We start from the raw sequence: 23,361 nt of genomic DNA on the forward strand, positions 1-23,361 counted from the left end.
CCGCACCCTAGGGGCGCGCCGACGCGCGCTCTTTGCTCGGGCGCAACCTGGCGGCCCGGCGCCGCCGTCGCCGCGCGGTCTCCCGAAAGCTTGTTCCGGAGCAAAGAAGCCGCCGGCGGGCTGGCTAGGGTGCGGACCATCGTGGCCACGGCCGCGCCCCTGCTTGCGAAAGGCTCCCCTGATGGCTGAACGCCTCACGACTTCGGCGGCCCGAAACGTCTTCTATGGCGGCTCGGCCTTTTTCTTCGCGATCTTCCTGGGCCTCACGGCCCACAGCCACTGGTACATGGTCACCCAATCGACGGACGTCGCGACGCTCACCGACGGCGTCGCCCGCGGCAAGCATGTCTGGGAGAAGAACTCCTGCATCAACTGCCACACGTTGCTGGGCGAGGGCGCCTATTTCGCCCCCGAGCTCGGCAATGTCTGGCGGCGCTGGGGCGGCGACAAGGATCCGCAGGGCGCCCGCGAGATGGTGAAGGCCTGGATGCAGTCGCAGCCGTCCGGAACGCCCGGACGCCGCCAGATGCCGCAGTTCAACCTGACCGACCAGGAGCTGAACGACCTCGCCGACTTCCTGGAGTGGTCGAGCCGCATCAATACGCAGAACTGGCCGCCGAACACCTCCGGCTGACCGTCGCGCCCTTCCATTCACTCGACACGAGATCCGCCATGCCCACCGCAACCCTGCCGCCCGGCGTCAAGTACCAAACCCAGAAGGTCGCGCTCCTCTACTTCTACGGAGCGCTCGGCCTCTTCGTCGCGCAGGTCACGTTCGGCCTCCTGGCCGGCCTGATCTATGTGATGCCCAACACGCTTTCGGTGCTCCTTCCCTTCAACATCGTGCGCATGATCCACACCAACGCGCTGATCGTGTGGCTGCTGATGGGCTTCATGGGCTGCACGTACTACCTGCTGCCCGAGGAGACCGAGCGGGATCTCTTCTCGCCCAGGCTCGCCAGGCTGCAGTTCTGGCTCTTCCTCGGCGCGGCCGCCATCGCGGTCGTCGGCTACCTGTTCCGCTTCCACGAGGGGCGAGAGTTCCTGGAGCAGCCTTTCCCGATCAAGGTCGGGATCGTGATCGTGGCCCTGATGTTCCTGTTCAACGTCACCATGACGGCCCTGAAGGGCCGCAAGACCGTGGTGGTGAACATCCTCCTGTTCGGCCTGTGGGGCGTGGCGATCTTCTTCCTGTTCGCCTTCTACAACCCGCCGAACCTGGCGCTCGACAAGATGTACTGGTGGTTCGTCGTGCATCTGTGGGTCGAGGGCGTGTGGGAGCTGATCATGGCTTCCGTGCTGGCCTTCCTGATGATCAAGCTCAACGGCATCGACCGCGAGGTCGTGGAGAAGTGGCTCTACCTCATCATCGGCCTGGCGCTCTTCTCCGGCATCCTGGGCACGGGCCACCACTATTACTGGATCGGCGCCCCGGGCTACTGGACCTGGATCGGCTCGCTGTTCTCCACCCTGGAGGTGGCGCCCTTCTTCACGATGATCCTGTTCACCGTCCAGATGACCCGCAAGGCGGGCCGCACCCATCCCAACCGGGCGGCGCTGCTGTGGTCGATCGGCTGCTCGGTGATGGCGTTCTTCGGCGCCGGCGTGTGGGGCTTCCTGCACACGCTGTCGCCGGTGAACTACTACACCCACGGCACCCAGCTCACCGCCGCGCACGGGCATCTCGCCTTCTTCGGCGCCTATGTGATGCTGAACCTCGCCATGATGGCGTACGCCTTCCCGGCCCTGAAGGGGCTCGGCGTCTACAACCAGAAGCTCAGCGTCGCGAGCTTCTGGCTGATGTGCGGCGGCATGGCCGTGATGACGCTGGCGCTGACCGCCGCGGGCGCCATGCAGGTCTATCTCCAGCGCATCCTGGGCGAGACCTACATGGACGTGCAGGACGGGCTCGCCGTCTACTACTGGATCCGCCTCGCATGCGGCCTCGCGGTCGTCGTCGCGGCGCTGATGTTCGCCTGGGCCGTGCTGGTCCCGGGGCGGACCCGGCCGGCGCAGGCCGGCGCCGCGCTCCAGCCCGCCGAGTGATCTTTCGCCGGCCGGGACCGCCCGGCCGGCCTCCATCCCCGTCCAGCGCTCCAGTCCAGGATGCCCGCCATGAACATCGCCGCCTTCCCCCGGTCCCTGACCGAAGTCCCGTTCTACTCTCCGGCCCGCAACGAGGCCTCGCTCTTCGAGCTCGCCTGGTCGCGCAAGCTGCCTTTGCTGCTCAAGGGGCCGACCGGCTGCGGAAAGACCCGCTTCGTCGCCCATATGGCGGCGCGGCTGGGCCTGCCGCTCCATACGGTGTCCTGCCATGACGACCTGACCGCCGCCGACCTCACCGGGCGCTACCTCTTGAAGGGCGGCGACACGGTCTGGACCGACGGCCCGCTGACGCGCGCGGTCCGGGAGGGCGGGATCTGCTATCTCGACGAGGTCGTGGAAGCCCGCAAGGACGTCGCCGTCGTGCTTCATCCGCTGACGGACGACCGGCGCATCTTGCCGCTGGAGCGCACCGGCGAGGAGCTGGAGGCTCCGGACGGCTTCATGCTGATCGTCTCCTACAATCCCGGCTACCAGAGCCTGCTCAAGGCCCTGAAGCCTAGCACCCGCCAGCGTTTCGTCGCCATCGCGTTCGATTTCCTGCCGCCCGAGCAGGAAATCCCGGTGGTCGCGGCCGAAAGCGGCCTGTCGGAAGCAAGGGTGAAGCCCCTCGTGCAGCTCGCCGGCCGCCTGCGCGCGCTCAAGGGCCATGACCTGGAGGAGGGCGTCTCGACCCGGCTCCTGGTCTATTGCGCCAGCCTGATCGCGGCCGGACTGCCGGCGGGCGAGGCCGTGCTGGCGACCATGATCGAGCCGCTGACCGACGAACCCGACGTCAAGGCCGCGCTGGTCGAAGTCGCCCGCGCCGTGCTCGGCTGACGGAGGCGGCCATGCTGGACTTCCTGGAGCTCGAAGAGACCGTCGGCAAGGCCTGGCACCGCCTGGTCGGGGGCGCGGCGACCTATGCGCGCCATCCCGGCGCGGCCGTGGCCCTGGCGGACCTGCGCGGCCCGCTGGCCGTGATGTTCCGCGGCTTCGGGGGTGAGCCCGTCGTGCAGCTCGCCGGGACGGCGGCCCGCAAATCCGGGCACCGCCTGGGCTGGCGCCAGCGCATCGGCGTCGGCGAGGAGCGCCTGGAGCAGCCGGGCCGCGACGACGCGACCCTTTTCCTGCCCGAGACGATCGCCCTTTTTCCGGACGCCGCCCTGAACCGGTCGCTCTATCTGTGGCTGGCCGCCTGGTTCTCGGTCACGCCCGTCGCCGCCGTTGAGGAAACGGACCCGCTGCGGCGCGACATCGTCGTCTTGCGCCGCGCGCGGACGGCCACCCTCGCGACCCTGGCCGCTTTTCCGGGCCTCGCGGGCGATCATGCGCGCCTGTGCGCCGCCATGGCGGCGGCGCGCCCGACGCGCCCCATGCCGCCCCGGGAGCGGGAGGTCGAGGCCGTGGTCATGGCCGCGCTCGGCGCCGGCGCCCCGCCCGCAGGCGCGGTGTGGGACGCGGTCGTTCATGGCGGGCCTTCGCCGGCCAAGGCGCCGACCGGCTACCAGCCCTTCCTGCCTTGTCCGCTCTGGGGCGACGCGTGGCTGCGGGAGGCCGCGCCCGGTCGCCGGGACGCCGACGAGGCCGGGACCGCGGCCGCCGACGCGCCCCCCGAGACCCGCAAGCGCTTCGCGGTCCGCGAGCAGAACGGGGAGGAGCGCGGCGAGCGCGACCCGCTGGTGCTGAACCGCTTCGAGAAGATCCTGGCCATGGCCGAGATGATCAATGTCGACCGGCCGCCGGACGAGGACGAGGACGAGGACGCCGAGAAGGCCGCCGACGACCTCGACGAGCTCACCGTCGGGCAGCGCGCCGGCAAGCCCGCCAGCACACTGAAATTCGACCTCGACCTGCCGCCCGAGGCCGTCGACGATGCGCCTCTCACGGCGGAGCTGACCTATCCGGAATGGGACTACCGGCGCGCCGCCTATCTGCCGAACCACTGCCGGGTGCTCGCGTCGCGCGCCTCCGAGCAGGGCGAGACGTGGGAGCCCGACGAGGCGACGCGACGCAGGATCCGCCAGGTCCGGCGCCAGTTCGAGGCGCTGCGCCCGCGCCGCGAGATCCTGCGCGCCCAGGCGGATGGGGCCGAGCTCGACCTCGACGCCCTCGTGCGCGCCCGGTGCGACCTCGCCTCCGGCGGCGGCGGGACCGACCGCGTCCACCTCGCCAGCCGCCCACAGGCGCATGACCTCGCGGTGACGCTCCTGGTGGACGTGTCGCTGTCGACCGACGCCTGGACGGCCGAGCGGCGCGTCCTCGACGTCGAGAAGGAGGCCGTGCTGGTGCTGGCCCACGGGCTCGCGGCCTGCGGCGACAGCCACTCGATCCTGACCTTCACGTCGCGGCGCCGCTCCTGGGTGCGGGTGGAGACCGTGAAGGACTTCGACGAGCCGATGGGTCCCCCGGTCGAGCGCCGGATCGGCGCGCTGAAGCCCGGCTATTACACCCGGATCGGAGCTGGGGTGCGGCACGCCGCGGCGCGCCTCGCCGTCCGACCCAACCGGCGAAAGCTCCTGCTGGTGCTGACCGACGGCAAGCCCAACGACGTCGACCACTATGAGGGCCGCTTCGGCGTCGAGGACACCCGCAAGTCCGTCCAGGAGGCGCGCCGGCTGGGCGTCGGCGTCTTCGGGGTGACGATCGACGCGCAGGCGCAGTCCTATGTCCCGACCCTTTTCGGGCGGGGCGGCTACGCCATCGTGGGCGACATCGCCCGCCTTCCCGCCGCGCTTCCGGCGATCTACCGGCAGGTGGCGCGCTGATGGGGGGAGTTCGGCGCGCTGCGCGTCGCTCGCGCGACGCCTGGGCGGCGATTCGGCCCTTGCGCCGCCCTGGCGCCGTCAGGCGAGCGCTGACGCGCGTCGCCCTCAGGTCGGCTATTCGCCTGGCGCCGCCGCGAGGCGGGGCTGCGCCCCGTACTCCTCCCAATCCGTGTCGTCCACGACGAAGGACTCGCACGTCACCACGGACAGGTCGTTCTCGTCCGTATGGGACGACAGGCATTTCGATGAAGTGACGTCGGCGTTGACCGGGGTCGCAGCGCAAGCCAGCAACGCTGTCAGGAGAAGACAGGCGTGCAATCCTGCCGGATGACGGTTCGCCATCAGCTCCTCCATGTCGACGATGGGGTGATCCGGCCTTCGAAGCCGGCGCCAAGAATCATGAGCCCGAAGGCCGGAACTGTCCATGCAGCCAAGACGGATAGGGCCGCCGGAGGACGCGCGGCCTAGTCAGGCCGACTTAGGACGCGACCTCGGAGAAGTTCGGCTCGAGGAGCGCCCGCCGCGTCGCCTGGGCGAGCGGGCTCACTGCAGGGAAAAGGCCTCGTGGACGGCCGACTGGACGCCGCCGCCCAGCACCGCGCCGCCGCCCGCCACATAGATCCGATCGCCGATCGCGGCGGCTCCGACGGCGTGGCGCGGCGTCGGCATCGGGGCATGGCTTCGCCACGTGTCCGTCGCCGGGTCGTAGCTCTCCATCTGGCCGAAGACCTTGGCCTGGATCGGCTGGCCGTTCTCGATGCGCCCGCCTTCCCCGCCCATCGCGAAGAGCCGGTTGCGATAGAGCGCCAGGCCATGGCCCGAGCGGGCGGTCGGGAGCGGCGCGCGCAGCTCCCAGCTGTCCTTTTGCGCCAGATACACGTGATGCAGGTCGGTGTTGTATTCTAAGGTGTTGAACCGTCCGCCGACCACATGGATGCGGCCGTCCAGCGCGACGCAGCCGACATGGTCGCGGGCGCCCGGCAGCGGCTTGCGCAGCGACCAGCGGTCCTCCTTCGGATCATAGACTTCGTGCCAGCCGACGCTGGCGCGCTCGGCCGCCGGCTCCGAGCCGCCGCCGATCAGGTGGATGCGTCCATCCAGCGCGACGGCGGCCGCCGCGCCCCGGGGCCGGGGCAGGGGGGCGATCGCGGTCCAGCGGTCGGAGGCGACCTCATACGCATAGGCGTTTCGGTCGGAATTGCGGTTCTGCTCCAGGAAGCCCCCCAGCGCGTAGATCCGCCCCGCGTCGGCGCAGACGGCGACGTGGTTGGCCCCGCGCGGTAGGGGCGCGGCGGCGAACCATCGGTCCTGCTCCGGGTCGTAGACATGGTGATAGGCGCGGTCCACGCGCCCCTCGCCGTAGCCGCCGACGACGTGCATGCGCCCGTCCCACGCGGTCGCCCACGCCATCTCGCTGCGCGGCAGCGGCAGCGGGGCGCGCGTGATCCATCGCCCCTGCGGGCCGGGCGGGGCCGGGCTGTCGAACACCCGCTGCGCTTCCTGGCGGGGCGTCAGGTGATGGGGAGTTCCGCCCTGCAGGCGGGCGTAGGGATCGGGCGACGACGGCGCCGGCTGCAGCGTCTGCGCCTCGGCCGGGCGTCGGAGGGCCGGGCAGGCCGCCGCCGCGCCCGCGGCCGCGGCGAGGATAAGCGAGCGGCGGCTCCAATCCGGATGGTCCATGACGCGCCTCCGCGCTGCGTGGCTTGGGGGCCGACTATTCCGCCGCTGCGTGTCCGCGTCCAGGCCGGACTCCGGCGCGAAGCCCCATGGGGTCGTGCGCCGGGCGCGCCGGCTCAGTCGATCTGGCTGCCGATCTGCGCGATGGCCCGCTGATAGACGGACGCGGCGTTCCAGGCCTGGATCGCGCCGAAATTGGCCTCGCCCGGCTGGTAGCCCGCCCCGGCGCGCCAGCCATGCGCCTTGAGGAAGTTGGCGGTGGACGCCAGCGCGTTGGCGGCCACGTCCAGGCTGCCCCCGACCCCGTAATTCAGGATGTTCTTCGGCAGGAACTGCGTATGGCCGATCTCACCATGCATGGAGCCGCGCGTCCCGGGCGAGATGACGCCGCGGTCGATGAGCGTGAGGGTGGCGTAGAGCTGGTCGGTGAAGAACTCCGACCGGCGGCAGTCATAGGCGAGCGTCGCCACCGAGGAGAGCGTGTTCTGGTTGCCGCGCTGCGCGCCGAAGGCCGTCTCCATGCCCCAGATGGCGAGGAGCGGGCCGGGCGGAACGCCGTAGCGCTGCTCGATCGTGGCGAAGAGCGCCGCGTTGGTCTGCTTCAGCGTGCGCCCGCGCGCCACGATGGCGGGGCCGCCCCGCTTGGCCAGGAACTGGTCGAGGGACAGGCGGAAGCTCTTCTGCCCCCGGTCTGCCGCGATGGTGGCGTTCGCGTAGTTCGCGTCCATCAGCGCCGAGATGGCCGCGGCGCTGACGCCCTTGGCGCGCGCCTCGCCGGCGAATTGCTGTTTCCATGTCTCGAAGCCGGCCGCAGTGTTGCCGCACTGCGCTGCGCTGGCCGCACCCGCCAGCCCCATGAAAAACGTCAAGGCTGCAGCCGGGATGACCTTGAAGCGCACGCCGATGTTCATGGAGACCTCCTGTTAGTCTTGCAGCGCCTGGAACGCGGGCGCTCGATGCTGGACCAGAGCCCTCTTCCAACTACCAGACAACGATCAAACTGTCTCGCTTGCTCGGTCGCCAGCGCCGGTCTGCGACGAATCATGCTGAACGCGCGGCGGGTCGCTGGCCCCGCAAAGGGGAGGGCGCGGCTCAGCGCGACGTGCGCCCCATGCGGTTCAGCACCTCGCGTGGGATCGCATAGGACTTCACGACCGCCTCCCAATGGCGCAGGCCGCATAGTTCGCGCTGGACCATGAAGGCCCAGACCTTCTGGGCGGCGTCGTCGAGCAGCCTGGTCCGTTGGCCCGCATCGCGGTCGGCCTCGTGGCGGGCGTCGAACGCCCGCAGGGTCTCCAGCGCCTGCTCCACCTTGCGGCCCGTGTCGCCCAGCGCCTCGGCCTTCTGTTGTGCGATCTCGTAGTCGAGGACGTTCGCTCCCGTCTCCGGCCGGTGTCCGCCGGCGAGGCTTTGGGGCGGGCGCAAGGACATGAGCGTCTCCGAAACGAGGGGGCCGACTAGGTTGGAACGCCCAAATAGGGCGTCATTCCGGCGCCGGCCATCATGCGCCGTGGAACGGGCGCGCATCCAGGCCGTTGCCGGCGTGCCCCACGAGACGCCGATGCGAGATCGCCTTCCACCCGGGACCGACGGCGCCGACGACCCGCACGGGATCGGGCGGAAGCTCGACGGGCTGAACTTCCTGCTGGCCGACGTCCGGGGCGGCCTCGGTCCCTATGTGGGCGTCTTCCTGATCACCCAGGCCGGATGGGACCAGGCGACGCTCGGGGCCATCCTCACGGTCAGCGGCCTGATCGGCATCTGCGCGCATGCGCCCCTTGGCGCCCTCATCGACGCCACCCGCCGCAAGCGCGCCCTCCTGGTCGCCGCCACCGCGCTGCTCGCGGCGGCCGCGGTCGCGATCGTCACGGTCCCCACGGCCCCGGTCGTCTTTGCGGCGGACGTCGTCATGGCCGTGCTGGGCGCGATTTTCGCGCCCGTGGTCGCCGCCCTCACCATGGGCCTGGTCGCGCCGGCGGCCCTGGCGGCGCGGTTCGGGCGCAACGCCGCCTTCGACAAGATGGGCAACGTCTTCATCGCGCTGGCGGCCGCCGGGGTGGGCTCGTGGTTCGGCCAGCAGGCCGTGTTCTGGCTGGTCCCGCTCTTTGGAGCGGTCGCAGTCGTGGCGACCCTGGCCATTCCGGGCGACGCCGTCGACCATCGCCGCGCCCGCGGGCTGGGGGACGACGCGCAGGCGGGAGACCCCGCGCGAGACCCGGCCCCCTGGGGGATCCTGCTGCGCCAGAGGGAGTTCGTGGTCCTGGCGCTCCTGGCCGCCACCTTCCACTTCGCCAACGCTCCCATGCTGAACATGGTCAGCCAGAAGCTCGCCTTGGCGCATCCCGGCCGGGAGAGCGCGCTGACGGCCGCGGCCGTCCTCATCGCCCAGCTGTCGACGATCCCGGCGGCGTTCCTGCTGGCGCGCTCCGGCGCGATCGGACGCAAGCCCTTCCTGCTGACCGCCCTGGCGGCGCTGCCGCTGCGCGGCCTGCTGTTCGCCTTCGCCGAGGATCCCGCCCTGCTGCTGGCCGGGCAGGTGCTGGACGGCCTCGGCGCCGGCCTGTTTGACGCGCTGCTGCCGCTCCTGCTCGCCGACGCCGTGCGGGGGTCGGGCCGCTACACGACCGCGCGCGGCGTGCTCGGCGCCGTGCAGGGCGTCGGAGGCTCGCTCAGCAACGTCGTCTCGGGCGTCCTCATCGTGGCGGCCGGCTATGACGCCGCCTTCCTGGCGCTGGCCGGGCTCGGCGCGCTCGTCCTGGCCGGCGGCTGGCTGGCGATGCCCGAGACGGCCGGCCGCCAGCCTCTATCCCCGCGAGCCCCGCTATCCCGGCAAGCGCCGCCGGGGGATTGAGCGCCGCGTGCGTCCCGGCTACCGGTCGCCGGCGCAAATGCGCTATGCCTCGGCGGCCCAGCCGCCACGAGGGTCCCCGTGCTCCTGCTCAACCGCCACCCGGACTACCGCGCGCCGCTCCATGCCGTCGACGGCGAAACCCTCGGGATCGCAGGCGCGGATGCGATCGAGCGGCGCCTGGCGCATCTGCCCGATCATGCGCCGACGCCGATGCGCTCTCTGCCCGGCCTCGCCGCGGCGCTCGGAATCGGGGCGCTTGACGTGAAGGACGAAGGCCAGCGGCTCGGCCTCGGCAGCTTCAAGGCGCTCGACGGCGCCTATGCGGTGGCGAGGCTGACGCTCGAAGCCGCGCAGGCCCGGCTCGGCCGGCCGCTCGGCGACGCCGATCTCGACGCTCCGGAGGTCCGGGCGGTCGCCGGCGCCATGACCTTCGCCTGCGCGACCGACGGCAATCACGGCCGCTCGGTGGCCCAGGGCGCCCGGCAGGTCGGCGCCCGGGCGGTCATCTTCGTCCATGGCGGCGTCAGCGACGAGCGTGTCGCCGCCATCGCGCGCTTCGGCGCCCGCATGGTCCGCGTGGAGGGCTCCTACGACGACTCCGTCGTCGAAGCCGCCCGCGTCGCCGCCGAGCAGGGCTGGACGGTGGTTTCCGACACCTCCTGGGACGGCTACGAGCGGATCCCCGGGCTGGTGATGCAGGGCTACACCGCCATCGTCAGGGAGGCGCTGTCCCAATGGCCGGCGCGTCCCACCCACGTCTTCGTCCAGGCGGGAGTGGGCGGGATCGCGGCCGCCGTCGCCGCCCATCTGTGGCTCGCGCTGGGCGACGAGCGCCCGATCTTCACGGTGGTGGACCCGGCGCGCGCGGCCTGCATCGTCGAGGCCGCCCGGGCGGGCCGCGCGGTCAGGGTCGCGCATGGCGAGCCCACCGTGATGGCGATGCTGGAGTGCTACGAGCCGTCGCCGCTGGCCCTGCGCGTGCTCTTTCGCGCGGCCGACGCCTTCATGACCGTGGAGGACGACGACGCGGTGGCCGCCATGAGGACGCTGGCGCGCCCGCCGGGCGGCGACCCGCCCATCGTGGCCGGCGAGAGCGGCGGGGCCGGCCTCGCCGGGCTCATGGCCGCGCTGCGCGATCCCGAAGCGCGCCATGCGCTCAAGCTAGGGCCTAAGTCCCGCGTCTGGCTGATCAACACGGAGGGCGCCACCGATCCCGGCCGCTACGCCGAGCTGGTCGGCGCCTCCCCCGAAGCGATCCTCGCGCGAGCCCGCCCATGACGCCGCCCTCCCTCGACGCCGCCCGCATGCTGGAGCGGATCGTGGCGCTTGGCGAGATCGGGCGCACGGACGGCGTCCTCACCCGCCTGGCCGCCTCGGACGCCGACAGGGCCGCGCGCGACCGGCTGGTCGCCTGGCTGCGCGAGGCCGGCCTCGACGTCGTCATCGACCGGATCGGCAACATCCTCGGCGTCTGGTCGACCCCGGAGAACGCCGGCCGGGCGCCGGTCGTCATGGGCTCCCATATCGACACCGTCATCGACGCCGGGATCTATGACGGCTGCTACGGCGTGCTCGCCGGGCTGGCGGTCATCGAGGCGCTGAAGGAGAGCGGGGCGACGCCCCTGCGCCCGCTCGCGGTGGTCGCCTTCACCAACGAGGAGGGCGTGCGCTTCGCGCCCGACATGCTGGGCTCGCTCGTCGCCGCCGGCGGGATGCCGCTCGAGGCGGCGCTGGCGGTCGTGGGGACCGACGGCGCGCGCCTGGGCGACGAGCTCCAGCGCATCGGCTATGCGGGAGCCGCCGATCCGGGCGCCCTGCGTCCGCACGCCTATCTCGAGCTTCATATCGAGCAGGGCCCCGTGCTGGAGCGTGAAGGCGCGTCCATCGGCGCGGTCGGGCGTCTGCAAGGGATCTCCTGGCGCCGGGTCGTGTTCCAGGGGGTCGCCAACCACGCCGGCACGACCCCCATGGCGATGCGGCGGGACGCCGGCGCGGCCGCAGCCCGGGTCATCGCCTGGCTGCGCGACCGGATGCGCGCCTCCAACGCGTCCACGGTCGCCACGGTGGGCGTCATCGCCTTCGAGCCGAACGCCATCAACGTCATCCCCTCGCGGGCGACCTTCACGGTCGACCTGCGCGATCCGGACGCGGCGCGGCTGCGGCGCGAGGAGGACGCCCTGGAGGAGTTCCTGGCCGAGGTCGCCCGGTCCGAGGATGTCGGGGTCTCGGTCGAGGTCCTGGCCCGCTTCGAGCCCGTCGCCTTCGATCCGGGCCTCGTCGCGATGATCGAGGAGGCCGCGGCGGCGCGCCGTCTGCCGTGCAGGCGCATGGTCTCGGGCGCCGGCCACGACGCCCAGATGATGGCGCGCGTAGCGCCCGCGGCCATGATCTTCGTGCCGAGCCGGGACGGCGTCAGCCACAACCCGGCGGAGTTCACCGCGCAGGCGGACCTGGCGGCCGGCGCGGCGGTGCTGCTCGACGTCGTCGCCCGGCTGGCCTGCGCGACGCCGGACGACGATGGGAGGGCAGGGGGCTAGGACCCCCGGCCCGACAAGGTGGCGAGCCCCAGCGATCCCGGGTTCATCAGCCCGCGCGGATCCAGCGCCCGCTTCACGTCCTGCAGCAGGGACCAGGTCTCGGGCTTCAGGATCTCGGCGAAGGGATAGTCCCGCGCCACCTGCCAGCTGACGCCGCCGAGCCCCGCATAGAGCTCCTGCGTGGCGCGGCGCAGCTCCGCGACGGCGTTGCGGGTCTCCGGGTTGGCCGGGCGGTTCATCCACGGCTTCACGATCTCGGCCCCGACGCTGGCGGCGTGCAGGGGCGTGATCTCGTCGGTCCAGTAGAAGGCCGGCTCCAGGAAGAACTCGTTGCCGACCGTCATGCTCATCACCGAGTAGACGATGCCGTGGCGCTCCATGAAGGGCCGGCGCTCGGCGAAGAACGCCTCGTTGGCGTCCACCACGCGCTGCGCGTCGCCCAGCGGGAACACGGCGTGAATCGGCACCCAGCGCTCGCCGTTGAGGCCCAGCATGCCGCGCACCGGCCCGAAGGGCTTGGCCCGCATCACCTTGGGCACGCTGTTCTCGATCTCGGTTCCGTGCGCGCGCCCGATGGCGCTCAGCGTCGCCATGCCCTTGCGCAGCGCGTCCTCGTCGGCCGCCTCGGTGACGATATGGAGCGTGTAATTGTGCGCCTTAAGGAAGCCCGCGCCCGCCACCGCCACGCCGGCCGCCGCCTTGACGCCCTCCAGCAGCGACTTGCCCGAGGTCGCCACCGCGCCGAGCGCCTTCAGCCCGTCCGAGATGCGGTTCACGCTGGCCGAATGCTGCGCCTTGGTGCGGTCGATGCCGAAGCCCTCGGCGACGAGGCGGGTGCGCGCCATCTCGACCTGCGCGGCCGCCATGGCGTTCAGGCTCTCGAAACCGAAGGACAGGAAGCCCGTCTCGGCTGGGCGGGGCCAGAGCCGCAGCGTCGCCGAGACCTTGACGCCGAAGGCCCCGTTGTCGCCCAGAAACAGCCCGGTCAGGTCCGGCCCGCCCTCGCGCGTGAAGGGCTTGGTCCCCTTCCGCCCGCCCGAGCCCGTGGTCGCCAGCCGCCCGTCCGGTAGCGCGACGGTGACGCCGAGCACCGCCTCCGCGACCGTGCCGTTCAGCGCCGAGCCGAAAAAGGCGCTGTTCTGCGAGAGCGCGCCGCCCACCGTGGCGTTGACGCCCGACAGCGGCCCCCAATAGCCCGTGCGCAGGCCCGTGCCTTCCAGCGCTGCGTTGACGCTTTCCCAGGTGCACCCGGCCTCGACCGTGATGTAGCGATCGTCGGCGTTGACCTCGACGATGCGGTTGAGCTTGCGCGTGTCGATCACGACCGAGTCGGCGCGGTCCGGAAGGTAGCCCTTGGTGTACGACATGCCGCCGCCGCGCGGCACCACCGAGAGCCCGTGCTCGGCCGCGACCCGTACAGCCTCGGCGACCTCCTCGCCGGTTTGCGCCATCACGACCGCCAGCGGCGGGATGCCGGGCTGCCAGAAGATGTCGTTGGCGTAGTAGTCGCGCGTCTTGGCGTCCGCCAGCACGCGGTCGTCGCCCAGCGCGCGCTGCAGGGCGTCGAGAGCCATCAGGTCGTCGGCTCGGATGTGATCCGTCATCGACATCGGGCGCTCCTCAGTTTGGGGCGTTGCGTCGCCCGCCGATCGCGCCGGATCGAACCATCGTAGGCCAGCGCGTGTCAACTTTCGACTTCCATTTCATACCGTGACATGGGTAGTCTGGCGTGGACCACAGAAGTTGCCGGACGATCCATGGCCGAGACCGACTCCCCCACCCAGAATGTCAGGGCCGTCACCCGGGCCCTGTCCGTGCTGTCGTCCTTTTCGGGCAAGAGCGTCCAGTCGCTGGCCGAGGTCACCAACGCCACCGGGCTCGACAAGGGCACCACGCGCCGCCTGCTGCTGACCATGATGAGCAGCGGCTTCATCGCCCAGGATCCGGCCTCGCAGCATTACCGGCTGGGCCGCGCCATCCGCGACCTCGCCGCCAATGTGGCCGACGATCTCGATTTGCGCGGCGTGGCCCTGCCGGTGCTCACGGAGCTGGCCGGGGACGTGCACGGCACCGCCTTCCTGTCGGTCTATGACGAGGGCGACGTGGTGTGCCTGGACCGAATCCACGACATGAAGGGCATCGAGGTCCACTGGTGGGCCGTGGGCGGCACGCTTCCCTATAATTGCGGCGGCGCGCCCAAGCTCCTGCTGGCTTATCAGTCGCCCGAAGAGATCGAGCGCGTCCTGCGGCAGAAACCGGCGGCGCTGACCCCCAAGAGCATCACGGACCCCGCCGAACTCAAGGCCTCCTTGGCGAAGATCCGCGAGCGCGGCTGGGAGCTCGCCATCGACGACGTGGCCCTGGGCCTGTCGGCGCTCGCCGTGCCGGTGCGCGGCCGGGATGGCGAGATCGTCTGCTCCATCAGCATCGCCGGTCTCACGCCCCAGATGGTGGCCCGCAACAGGCCGGTGCATCTTGCCCGCGTGCAGAACGCCGCCGCCGCCATTGAGCGCCGCCTCAAGGGAGTCGGACGGAGCTAGCGTGTCACTCTACGAAACGCGAGTTGTGGTTTGACAGAGAAGATCCGTTGGCGGTAGTTTGGGTTGTGGTCGACGAGGCCACGGGAACGCCGTGACCGAGGACCGAAGACGCTTCGCCCCAAGGGCGACGGCGTCGCGGCCCCGGTCCACGACGGCTCGACGATGATCACCAAGATCACGCGACAAGTCCGGGGAGGGAACATGAGCAAAGCTTCCGTAGCCGCGCGCAGCATGCGCGGCGTTCTGGCCGGCGCTGCGGCGCTTGCGATCAGCTACGCCGGAACCGCGGGCGCCGCCCCGGCGGCCGGCGAATATGGCGTCGGCTTCATCACCGAGAACACCGGCCCGCTGGCCGCCGCAGGCGTCTCCTACCATCGCGGCGCCCAGCTCGCGGTCGACGAGATCAACGACAGCGGCTTCATCGGCCAGGGCGTCAAGCTCAAGCTCAGCGAAAAGGAGAGCGGCTCGGACGCGGCGCGGGCCGTGCAGGCGCTGACGCAGTTCTCGGCCGACCGCAACGTCATCGCGGTGACGTGCTGCATCCTGTCGCCGGTCGCCGCCGCCCTGAAGCCGGTCACCACCAACGCCAAGCTGCCGCTCGTGATCTACGGCGCGACGCTGCCGGGCCTGCCGCAGCCGCCTTACGTCACCTCCATCGTGGGCCTGCCCGGCCCGCAGGAAGTGAAGATGTCGAAGGTGCTGGCCGAGACCCTGAAGCCCAAGACGGTGGCGTACTTCGTCAACGCCGACAACGAAGGCTTCCAGAACCGCCTGAAGGCCGCCCAGAAGGTGATGGACGACGCCGGCGTCAAGAATGTCGGCGTGGTGAGCATCCTGTCCGCCGACACGGACTTCACCGCCCCGGCCACCCAGGCGATGGCCACCAACCCCGATCTCATCATGGTCTGGACCACGCAGACGCCTGCGGCCGGCATCATCGCGGCGCTGCGCTCGCGCGGCTATGCGGGCAAGATCGCCACCTCGGACGTGATCTCGCCGGCTCCGGTCTTCAAGAAGATCGGCGCGCCGCTGGCCGGCATCCCGTTCCCGATCATCTTCTCGTCCGAGATCTCCAGCAGCCCCGAGGCGAAGAAGTTCGTCGAGGGCTACACGAAGAAGTTCGGCGAGGCCCCGGACACCTATTCTGCGCAGGGCTATACGGCGCTCTACTACATCGCGCAGGGCCTGAAGGGCCTTGAGGGCAAGCCCACGCGCGAGGACCTGGCCGCCTCGATCGGCAAGATCCAGTCCATCGCCTACAACGTCTATGGCGGCGTGCCGATGGTGAACGGCCAGGCCGAAGTCCAGAACTCCCTGATCGCCAACTGGACGGCGGACGGAAAGGTCGTGCGCTGGGAGAACAAGTGATGCAGCTCTTTGTCGAGCAGCTGATCAACGGCTGGGCGCTGGGCTCGCTCTACGCCCTGTTCGGGATCGGCTTCGGCCTCGTCTTCTCCACGCTCGGCATCCTCAACGCCGCGCACGGGACCTACGCGAGCTGGGCCGCCATCGCTGGCTACTACGCGGTGGAGCGCTTCGGCGTCCCGTTCCCGGTCGCGATCGCGGCGGGCGTGATCGGCGGCGGCCTCCTGGCCGTCGTCGTGGACCAGATCGGCTTCCAGCCGCTCCGGGCCAAGAAGACCGGCATGCTCGGCGCGCTGATCACCAGCATCGCGTTCTGGATCATCCTCGACAGCCTGGCCGGTTTCGCGACCGGCCAGCAGAGCCTGGCTTTCCCGGCCGCGAGCTATCCCAACCAGATGGTCGTGATGGGCCCGCTGCGCGTGCCGCAGATGCAGATCATCACCATCGTGGCGCTGCTTGTCTGCACCATCGGCATCCACCTCTTGATCCAGAAGACCCGCATCGGCGCGGCCATGCGGGCCGTCGGCTGGAACGAGGTCGCGGCGGCGCTAGGCGGCGTCAACGCCCGCATGGTGATCCTGCTGACCGCCTTCCTGGCGGGCGCGACGTCCGGGCTCGCCGGCGTGCTGGGCGGCATCTCGACCTCCAACGTGTCGTTCACGCTGGGCGAAGGCTTGATGCTGAAGGGCTTCGCGGCCGTGGTGGTGGGCGGCTACGACGACGTTCGCGGCACCGCCATCGCGGGCATCTGCCTCGGCATCATCGAGGTCTTCGTGGCCCAGTACATCTCCACGAGCTTCCGCGACGGCTTCACCTACATGCTGCTCCTCGCCTTCCTGATCGCCCGTCCGCGTGGGCTGTTCGGCAGCGCCAGCTTCGTGCGGGCCTGAGATGGAGACCTTCCTCGACCTCTGGGCCGCCTATGGCAGCACCGTCACTTTCGCGATGGTCAACGCGCTGTTCGCGCTGAGCACCTACGCGGTGCTGTCCACGGGCGTGCTGAGCTTCACCACGGTGGTGTTCGCCGCCGTGGGCGGCTTCCTGGCCGCGCAGCTCTCCGGCAAGTTCGGCTTGCCGCTCTGGGCCGCCTTTCCGGCGGCGGCGCTGGGCGGCGGCTTCGCGGCCGCCGTGGTGGCCTTCGCGTTTCTGCGGCTCGAGAGCCACTGGATGGCGCTCGCCAGCCTCGCGCTGGTGCTCATCACCCGCGTGACGGCCCTGAACGCGCCGGCTCTGACCGGCGGCGTCAATGGCCTGATCGTGCCGGTCCGGGTCGAGCCATTGGAACTCGCGATCCTGCTGGCGCTCTGCACTGTGGTGTTCTGGCGCCTGCACCGGTCGTGGTTCGGCCTCGCCTCCAGGGCCGTACGCGAGGACGCGGCCGTGGCCTCCACGATGGGGATCAGCCCCTACCGCATCCAGTTCATCGCCTTCCTGATCAGCGGCGTCGTCGGCGGCCTCGGCGGCGCGGCGCTGGCCTTCACGCTGCAGTTCATCTCGCCCGAGACCTACTTCATCGGCATCGCCTTCACGATGATCGCCTCCACGGTGCTGGGCGGCTCCTTCCACTGGCTCGGCCCGATCATCGGCGCGGCCGTGTTCACGGCGCTGCCCACCACCATGCAGGCCATCGTGCCGCAGATCGAGGACGTGGCGAAGGGCGTGGTGCTGCTGCTGATCATGATCTTCCTGCCGCGCGGCCTCATCGACCCGCGGGCGTGGGGGCTGAAGAAGGCCGCCCGGCTGCGCCAGAAAATCCACGACGAGACCGAGGCCAAGCGGGCGGCGGAGCGCGACGCCCATGCGTGACGCCGGCTCCCTCCTGGTGCTCGAGGACGTGGTCAAGCGCTTCGGCGGCGTCGCCGCCGTGGGCGGGCTCACGGCCCATGTCCGGCAAGGCAGCGTCCATGGCCTGATCGGCCCCAACGGCGCCGGCAAGACCACGGTGATCAACCTGATCACCGGGCTGTTCCACCCCACCTCCGGGACGATCCGCTTCGCGGGCGCCGAGCTGGAGGCCATGGCCCCGCAGGACATCGCCGCCAAAGGCATCTCGCGCACCTACCAGAATGTCCGCCTGTTCAGCGGCATGACGGCGCTCGAGCAGGTGATGACCGGCTGCTGGCTGCGTCGCGGCGTGTCGCTCTGGTCGTCGTTCCTCGGCCTGCCGGCGGCGTCCAGCGCCTGGCGCTCCACCCGCGAGCAGGCGTTGCACCTGCTCGACCGGGTCGCGATGGCGCACCGCGCCGACGAACTCGCCGAAACGCTGAGCTATGGCGAGCAGCGCCGCATCGAGATCGCCCGCGCGCTCGGGTCCGACCCGAAGCTGCTGCTGCTCGACGAGCCCACGGCCGGCATGAACCATTCCGAGGCGGAGGCGGTCGGCCGCCTCGTCCACGAGTTGCGCGACGCCGGCCTGACCATTCTGATGGTCGAGCACAATATGAGCCTCGTCACCGCCTTTTGCGACAGCTGCACGGTGATGAATTTCGGCCGGCTCCTGGCCGAAGGGGACCCGAAGACCTGCATCGCCGACCCGGCCGTGCAGGAAGCCTATTTCGGACGCAAGAACGATGCTGACCGTATCCAAGCTCTCCGCTAGCTACGGGGCGATCCAGGCCGTCCGGGGCATCGACCTCCAGGTCAAGGCGGGCTCGCTCTGCGTCGTGCTCGGCTCCAACGGCGCCGGCAAGTCGACGACGCTGCGCAGCATCGCCGGGCTGCACCGGCCGGTGTCGGGCTCCATCAGCCTCGACGGCGCGGAGATCTCGCGGCTGCCGCTGCACAAGGTGGTCCGCTCCGGCCTCGCGCTGGTGCCGGAAGGCCGCATGGTCGTGGCGCCGCTCAGCGTCGAGGAAAATCTCGGCCTCAGCGCCTTTGCGGGCCGCAACGCGGATCCGGAGCTTCTCGACAAGGTCTATACGCTGTTCCCGCGCCTGGCCGAGCGACGCCTCCAGAAGGCCGGCCTGCTCAGCGGCGGCGAGCAGCAGATGCTCGCCATCGGCCGCGCGCTGATAACCCGGCCGCAGATGCTGGTGCTGGACGAGCCCTCCATGGGGCTCGCCCCCTCCGTCGTCGACCTCGTGTTCCAGGCCATCGTGGCGCTGCACCGCGAGGGCCAGTCCATCCTGCTGGTGGAGCAGAACGCCGCCATCGCGCTCTCGGTGTGCGACTACGGCTACGTCATGCGCCGCGGCCAGATCGTGGTCGAGGGCACGCCGGACGCGCTGAAGCAGAACCCCGAAGTGCTGGAAGCCTACCTGTCCTGACAGGTTCGCGGCGACTTACGACCGCCCAGATTAAACTTTCCCAAGGCGCCCCGGCGAGCAGCCTGCCGCCGCCGCCGCATGCTAGCGTGCCGACAACGATCAAGTCGTCGGGGGAACGGTCATGAAGGGCATCGCAGCGGCGGCTGTCGCCGTCTTGGGGGGAATCAGCGCAGCCCAAGCCTTCGATGGATGGCGGCTGGAGCGGGCGACCCCCATTCCGAGCAAGACCGCCGCGTTCGACTACATCACCTACGATCCGACCGCGAAGCGACTGTATATCGGCCACCGCAAGGAAGGCCTGCAGGTGGTGGACGCGACCAGCGGCGCATTGATCGGCGTCGTCGCCGGGACCCCCGAGGCGAGCTCCAACGGCGCCACGCTCATCCCGGAACTCGATCTCGGCATCTCCAACAATGAGAACGGCACGCTGATCCCGTTCAAGCTGTCCACGCGGGAGACCAGCGCGCCCGTGCGCCTGGGCGAGGAGCTGGACACCAGCCACTACGACCCGACGACGAAGCGCCTCTTCGTCAACATGGCGGCCGACGCCAGCGGGGCGGAGATCGCCGTGCTGGAGACGCCGAGCCTCGCAAAGGTCGGCTCCATCAAGCTGGCCACCAAGAAGCCCGAGCACGCCGCCTTCGACGGCGCCGGCGTCATGTATCTGGCGTCCCGCGATCTCGACCTCGTCTACCGCATCGACGCGAAAGCCCTGAAGGTCACGGCCGAGTGGCCGACCAAGGGCTGCGCACAGGCCAACAGCACCGCGATCGACACGGCGCGCCAGCGCCTGTTCGTCGCCTGCCGGGGCAACGACAAGCTGAAGCCGTCGCTCATCGTCATGAACACCGCCTCGGGCGACGTCGGCTACACGGCCGAGATCGGCGGCGGCAATGACGGCCTCGTCTATGACCCGGACGTCAAGCGGCTGTTCGCCGCCAATGGGCTCAGCGCCGTGATCAATGTGTTCGAGCAGGTGGACGCCGACACCTACAAGCCCGTCGAATCCGTCCTGACCCGGCCGATGGTCAAGGTGCTCGCCTATGACCAGCAGGCGCAGAAGCTCTTCTCCATGACGGCGGAAGGCTCGGCCGACGCCTCCAAGAAGATCAACACCAGCGTCGGGCCGTTCTACCCGAACACCTTCTTTCCCAACACCTTCACGGTGCTGACCTACGCCAAGGCGCCCAAATAGGAGCGCCTCGGCGCCGCGCTCAGCCGTTCAGGAAGGCGTCGTAGATCGCCATCGTGGCGGCGGCCGCGGCGGGGTCGGGGTCCGGCCACCACACGGTCGTGGGCGTCACTCGCACCTCGACGCCGGGCACGGACAGGGCCTGCGCCTCCTTGAGGCCGTCGATCAGCATGTCGTTCGGCCCGGCGCAGACCAGCGTCGGCGTGCGCAGCAGCGGCATGCGCGAGCGCGTGTCGTAGGTGAAGGCGGAGCGGTAGGCCCGGTCGTAGGTGGGGCCGCTTTCCAGAATGCCGACCGTGTAGAGGTTCAACTGCTCGGCCGAGGGCAGGCCAAGTTGGCGGGCGGCGGCGCGCTCGACGCGGTACCAGGGCCAGTACAGGAACATGTCGCGCCGCCAGTTCCAGGCGAACTGCAGGTGCAGGCCCCAAGGGTCCGGGACGATCGGCGGGAAGTAGCGCGCCAGCAGGTCCTGCTGGAAATCCTGCGCGATGAAGACCGGCCCCTCCAGCACCGCGCGGCCGACCAGGTCCGGCCGGCGCACCGCCAGTTCGAGCCCGACAAGGGCGCCCGTGTGCGAGCCCCAGACGTCCACCTGCGGGAAGCCGAGCGCCTCGATGAGGGCGATCATGTCCTCGGCGAGGTCGCCGATCTCCACCGGCCGGTCCGGCTTGTCGGAAAGCCCGTTGCCCAGGTAGTCCACCGACAAGGTCTGGCGTCCCCGCGCCAGCCCGGTCACCACCGGGGCGAACTGCGCCGAGGAGCCGCCGCCCGTGGGGATGACCAGCAGCGGGCGCCCCTCGCCGCCGGCGCGGCGCAGATGCATGCGGCCGCGGGAGGTCTCGACATACTGGTTCCAGATGGCGTCGCCCGGTAGCGGCGCCGTCGCGGGCAGGCGGGGCGCGGGGGAGAGCGTCGCCAGCCGGGCGAGCGCTCCCGGCAGGGCGTCGACGCCGCTGACGCGAACGCCCTGAACATGCGGGGCGTCCGCCCGCACGGCGTCGAGGCAGGCGGACCAGAGCCGCTCATAGGCGCCCGGGTTCACGGCCGCGGCCGTCACCGTGGAGGCGAGCTCCGCGGGCGTCGGAAGCGCTTCGCCCGTCGGCGCGGGCTGCGTCGGATCGTCCGGAACGAAGAGATGCGCGTCGCGCAAATGCGCCCAGAGCGCCGTGAGATGCGTTCCGTCCTGGCGCGGCGGCAGCGACGGCGGCCGCCGCCCGCGCGTCGCCCAGGCCTGCGCGGCGTCGGCCCCGAGCGTCAGGAGGGGGCGGCCCCGCATGGCGCCCGCGATCGCAATGGCGAGGTCGATGGCGATCAGGGGCGCGTCGGGCGCAACGCACGCGCCCAGCGCCGCATCGAGGCTGCGGGCGACATCGCCGAGGTCCGCGGCGGCGAGACCCGCCGAACCGCCGACGCCGGGCAGCTCCAGCACGGTGACGCGCCGCCCCGGACAGGCCGCGCCGATGCGCGCCGCCGTGGCCTCGGCGCCCAGGGTCAATCCATGCAGGACGGCGACGTCCGGCCCCTCGCCGCACCGCCAGACGCGGATCTGCGCGCTCCCGACGGTGATGTAGTGCGGGCGGGGCTCCGGCGCCCTTCGGGCGCGGTCCGGGAGGGTCACGGCGCGGCGCGCCTCACTCCGCCGCGAAGGCCTTCGGCGGCGGGGTGGTGAGGTACTTCAGCTGCAGCGCCTCGATTTCCTTGAAGCCGATCATCTCGATGAAGGGGTCGTGGCCCATGGTCGGCCGGGGCAGGTTCTTGGTGGTCTTGTCGCGCACGAGCGCGGCGAGGTTCTCCTGCAGCGCAGTCGCGATGCTCATCAGCGGCACGAGCGGGAAGGTGGCGAGGCCCGCCACGCTCTCGATCTCGGCCGGCGACAGGTTCTTCTCCAGCCAGCCCAGGATCTGCAGGGACAGCGGCACGCCGCAGGCCTCGCGCAGCGCCCGCAGGCCCTCGATGGTCTTGAAGGTGCGGCTGATCGGCTGGATCACGTCCGCGCCCGCCGCCACATACGCCTTGGCGCGCTCGATCGCCTCCGCCTCGGTGGCCACGTCCGTGCGGGCGACGATGAGCATGTTCGGGTTGCGGCGCGCCTCCACGGCCGCCCTGATCTTGCCGACCGCCTCGTCCATCGGGATCGTCTCGACCCCGCCGACGCAGATCGGGCAGCGCTTGGGCGCGACCTGGTCTTCCATGATCACGGCGGCGACGCCCGTCGCCTCGAACTCGCGGATTGTCCGCATCACGTTGATGGCGTTGCCATAGGCCGTGTCGATGTCGGCGATCACCGGGATGTCGACCACATTGGTGACGTTGCGGACGACGCCGAGATTCTCGGTCATCGTGTAGAGCTCGGCGTCCGGCATGCCGAGCAGCGAGGCGGAGACGCCGAAGCCGCTGGTCAGCAGGGCGTCGAAGCCGGCGGCCTGGATGAAGCGCGCCGACAGCGCGTCATACGCGCCGGCGGCCCAATGCGTCTTCTGCGCCAGCACCTTGGCGCGGAAATCCTGGTGTCCGGTGAACGGCATGGGGGTGACTCCTCGGAGGTCGGGCGCGGCGCCTAGACGGCCGCGATGGGGCGTTTCAGGTAGGGAACGAGGCCGCCCGCATCCAGCATCTCGCGGTCGGCGTAGGACAGCGGCTCCATCGGCAGCGATGTGCCCTTGGTGAGGTTGCGGACGAGATTGGCGTCCCAGTCGACCTCGATCTCGTCCCAGCGGTCCACGAGCGACAGGATCCCGGGGCAGCTCGCCTGCGGGAAGCCCATGCTGATCTCGCCGCGCCAGTAGCCGGGCGAAAAGCTCTCGGCGATCACGCCCGTGACGCCCAGATGCCGCATGGCGCGCATCGGCGGGTAATGCGGGTGGCCGTAGCCGAAATTATGCGCGCCGACGATCACGTCGCCGGGCTTCACCTTGCCGTGGAAGTCCGGGTCGTAGGACAGCATCGCGACCTTCGCGAGCTCGTCCACGTCGGTGATCTTGATGTTCTTGACGCCGACGATCTGGTCGACGTCGAAGTTCTCCTCGTCGAACACGAAGGCGACGCGGCCGCGAAGCGGTTTCAGAGCCATGGCGACCTCCTGG

Annotated in this window: 22 protein-coding genes; 14 read left to right on the top strand and 8 right to left on the bottom strand. The window is 70.7% G+C overall.

From position 1 onward, the window contains the following. Nucleotides 1-181 precede the first annotated feature (181 nt). From ABEG18_RS09490 to ABEG18_RS09505, 4 genes are all read left to right on the top strand, one after another. Nucleotides 182-634 carry a c-type cytochrome gene (locus ABEG18_RS09490; protein WP_406857819.1) on the top strand — a complete coding sequence of 151 codons (453 nt, stop codon included), beginning with the start codon at nt 182-184 and terminating at the stop codon, nt 632-634. Between the two features lie 38 nt (nt 635-672). Continuing rightward, entirely contained in the window at nt 673-2,046 is a 1,374-nt protein-coding gene (locus ABEG18_RS09495; protein WP_406857820.1) for a cbb3-type cytochrome c oxidase subunit I, read from the top strand. Nucleotides 2,047-2,115: 69 nt separating this feature from the next. Beyond that, nucleotides 2,116-2,922: a CbbQ/NirQ/NorQ/GpvN family protein gene (locus ABEG18_RS09500; protein ID WP_406857821.1), complete on the top strand. Its 807-nt coding sequence runs from the start codon at nt 2,116-2,118 to the stop codon at nt 2,920-2,922. An 11-nt stretch (nt 2,923-2,933) separates the two neighbouring features. Then, the gene (locus ABEG18_RS09505; RefSeq protein WP_406857822.1) at nt 2,934-4,850 is read left to right on the top strand and encodes a nitric oxide reductase activation protein NorD; all 1,917 of its coding nucleotides are present in this window, start codon (nt 2,934-2,936) and stop codon (nt 4,848-4,850) included. A gap of 114 nt (nt 4,851-4,964) precedes the next feature. Here ABEG18_RS09505 and ABEG18_RS09510 read toward each other — a convergent pair whose 3' ends face one another. The 4 genes from ABEG18_RS09510 to ABEG18_RS09525 all read right to left on the bottom strand — a co-directional run bounded on the left by ABEG18_RS09510 (nt 4,965) and on the right by ABEG18_RS09525 (nt 7,958). Further along, nucleotides 4,965-5,192: a hypothetical protein gene (locus tag ABEG18_RS09510; RefSeq protein WP_406857823.1), complete on the bottom strand. Its 228-nt coding sequence runs from the start codon at nt 5,190-5,192 to the stop codon at nt 4,965-4,967. A gap of 201 nt (nt 5,193-5,393) precedes the next feature. Then, a complete protein-coding gene (locus ABEG18_RS09515; protein WP_406857824.1) occupies nt 5,394-6,530 on the bottom strand; it encodes a Kelch repeat-containing protein in 1,137 nt (378 codons plus the stop codon). Nucleotides 6,531-6,643: 113 nt separating this feature from the next. Continuing rightward, nucleotides 6,644-7,384, bottom strand: a complete 741-nt coding sequence (locus ABEG18_RS09520; protein ID WP_406858576.1) for a lytic transglycosylase domain-containing protein — start codon at nt 7,382-7,384, stop codon at nt 6,644-6,646. Between the two features lie 235 nt (nt 7,385-7,619). Next, on the bottom strand, nt 7,620-7,958 hold the full coding sequence (locus ABEG18_RS09525) for a DUF6665 family protein (RefSeq protein ID WP_406857825.1): 339 nt from the start codon (nt 7,956-7,958) through the stop codon (nt 7,620-7,622). A 130-nt stretch (nt 7,959-8,088) separates the two neighbouring features. Here ABEG18_RS09525 and ABEG18_RS09530 point away from each other — a divergent pair, with 130 nt between their 5' ends. From ABEG18_RS09530 to ABEG18_RS09540, 3 genes are all read left to right on the top strand, one after another. Next, nucleotides 8,089-9,378 carry an MFS transporter gene (locus ABEG18_RS09530; RefSeq protein WP_406857826.1) on the top strand — a complete coding sequence of 430 codons (1,290 nt, stop codon included), beginning with the start codon at nt 8,089-8,091 and terminating at the stop codon, nt 9,376-9,378. 78 nt (nt 9,379-9,456) lie between these two features. Next, entirely contained in the window at nt 9,457-10,656 is a 1,200-nt protein-coding gene (locus ABEG18_RS09535) for a diaminopropionate ammonia-lyase (RefSeq protein ID WP_406857827.1), read from the top strand. Then, a complete protein-coding gene (locus tag ABEG18_RS09540) occupies nt 10,653-11,915 on the top strand; it encodes a Zn-dependent hydrolase (protein WP_406857828.1) in 1,263 nt (420 codons plus the stop codon). Before ABEG18_RS09535 ends, ABEG18_RS09540 begins: the two co-directional genes overlap by 4 nt. Here ABEG18_RS09540 and ABEG18_RS09545 read toward each other — a convergent pair. Continuing rightward, nucleotides 11,912-13,525 (bottom strand): FAD-binding oxidoreductase, encoded by a 1,614-nt coding sequence (locus tag ABEG18_RS09545; protein WP_406857829.1) that lies wholly within the window; start codon nt 13,523-13,525, stop codon nt 11,912-11,914. The genes ABEG18_RS09540 and ABEG18_RS09545 overlap by 4 nt on opposite strands. Nucleotides 13,526-13,672: 147 nt before the next feature. On the opposite strand from ABEG18_RS09545, the gene ABEG18_RS09550 reads away from it, so the two are divergent. The 7 genes from ABEG18_RS09550 to ABEG18_RS09580 all read left to right on the top strand — a co-directional run bounded on the left by ABEG18_RS09550 (nt 13,673) and on the right by ABEG18_RS09580 (nt 20,281). Further along, a complete protein-coding gene (locus tag ABEG18_RS09550; RefSeq protein WP_406857830.1) occupies nt 13,673-14,455 on the top strand; it encodes an IclR family transcriptional regulator in 783 nt (260 codons plus the stop codon). Nucleotides 14,456-14,656: 201 nt separating this feature from the next. Beyond that, entirely contained in the window at nt 14,657-15,823 is a 1,167-nt protein-coding gene (locus ABEG18_RS09555) for an ABC transporter substrate-binding protein (protein WP_406857831.1), read from the top strand. Continuing rightward, the gene (locus tag ABEG18_RS09560) at nt 15,823-16,710 is read left to right on the top strand and encodes a branched-chain amino acid ABC transporter permease (RefSeq protein ID WP_188516267.1); all 888 of its coding nucleotides are present in this window, start codon (nt 15,823-15,825) and stop codon (nt 16,708-16,710) included. The genes ABEG18_RS09555 and ABEG18_RS09560 overlap by 1 nt, the downstream gene beginning before the upstream one ends. A 1-nt stretch (nt 16,711) precedes the next feature. Beyond that, complete coding sequence (locus ABEG18_RS09565) at nt 16,712-17,626, top strand: branched-chain amino acid ABC transporter permease (RefSeq protein ID WP_406857832.1); 915 nt, start codon at nt 16,712-16,714, stop codon at nt 17,624-17,626. Continuing rightward, nucleotides 17,619-18,419: an ABC transporter ATP-binding protein gene (locus ABEG18_RS09570; RefSeq protein ID WP_406857833.1), complete on the top strand. Its 801-nt coding sequence runs from the start codon at nt 17,619-17,621 to the stop codon at nt 18,417-18,419. Before ABEG18_RS09565 ends, ABEG18_RS09570 begins: the two co-directional genes overlap by 8 nt. After that, nucleotides 18,391-19,086, top strand: a complete 696-nt coding sequence (locus ABEG18_RS09575) for an ABC transporter ATP-binding protein (RefSeq protein WP_406857834.1) — start codon at nt 18,391-18,393, stop codon at nt 19,084-19,086. Before ABEG18_RS09570 ends, ABEG18_RS09575 begins: the two co-directional genes overlap by 29 nt. A gap of 121 nt (nt 19,087-19,207) precedes the next feature. Then, nucleotides 19,208-20,281, top strand: a complete 1,074-nt coding sequence (locus tag ABEG18_RS09580) for a YncE family protein (protein WP_406857835.1) — start codon at nt 19,208-19,210, stop codon at nt 20,279-20,281. 19 nt (nt 20,282-20,300) lie between these two features. Here the strand turns inward: ABEG18_RS09580 and ABEG18_RS09585 are convergent, their stop codons facing one another. From ABEG18_RS09585 to ABEG18_RS09595, 3 genes are read right to left on the bottom strand one after another with little or no spacing between them, the layout of a single operon-like run. Next, complete coding sequence (locus ABEG18_RS09585) at nt 20,301-21,896, bottom strand: alpha/beta fold hydrolase (protein WP_406857836.1); 1,596 nt, start codon at nt 21,894-21,896, stop codon at nt 20,301-20,303. 13 nt (nt 21,897-21,909) lie between these two features. Then, a complete protein-coding gene (locus ABEG18_RS09590) occupies nt 21,910-22,803 on the bottom strand; it encodes an oxaloacetate decarboxylase (protein ID WP_406857837.1) in 894 nt (297 codons plus the stop codon). Nucleotides 22,804-22,835: 32 nt separating this feature from the next. Then, on the bottom strand, nt 22,836-23,348 hold the full coding sequence (locus tag ABEG18_RS09595; protein WP_188516273.1) for a 3-isopropylmalate dehydratase: 513 nt from the start codon (nt 23,346-23,348) through the stop codon (nt 22,836-22,838). Nucleotides 23,349-23,361: the final 13 nt, after the last annotated feature.

Source organism: Alsobacter sp. KACC 23698, assembly GCF_045348435.1.
GTDB lineage: Bacteria > Pseudomonadota > Alphaproteobacteria > Rhizobiales > Beijerinckiaceae > Alsobacter.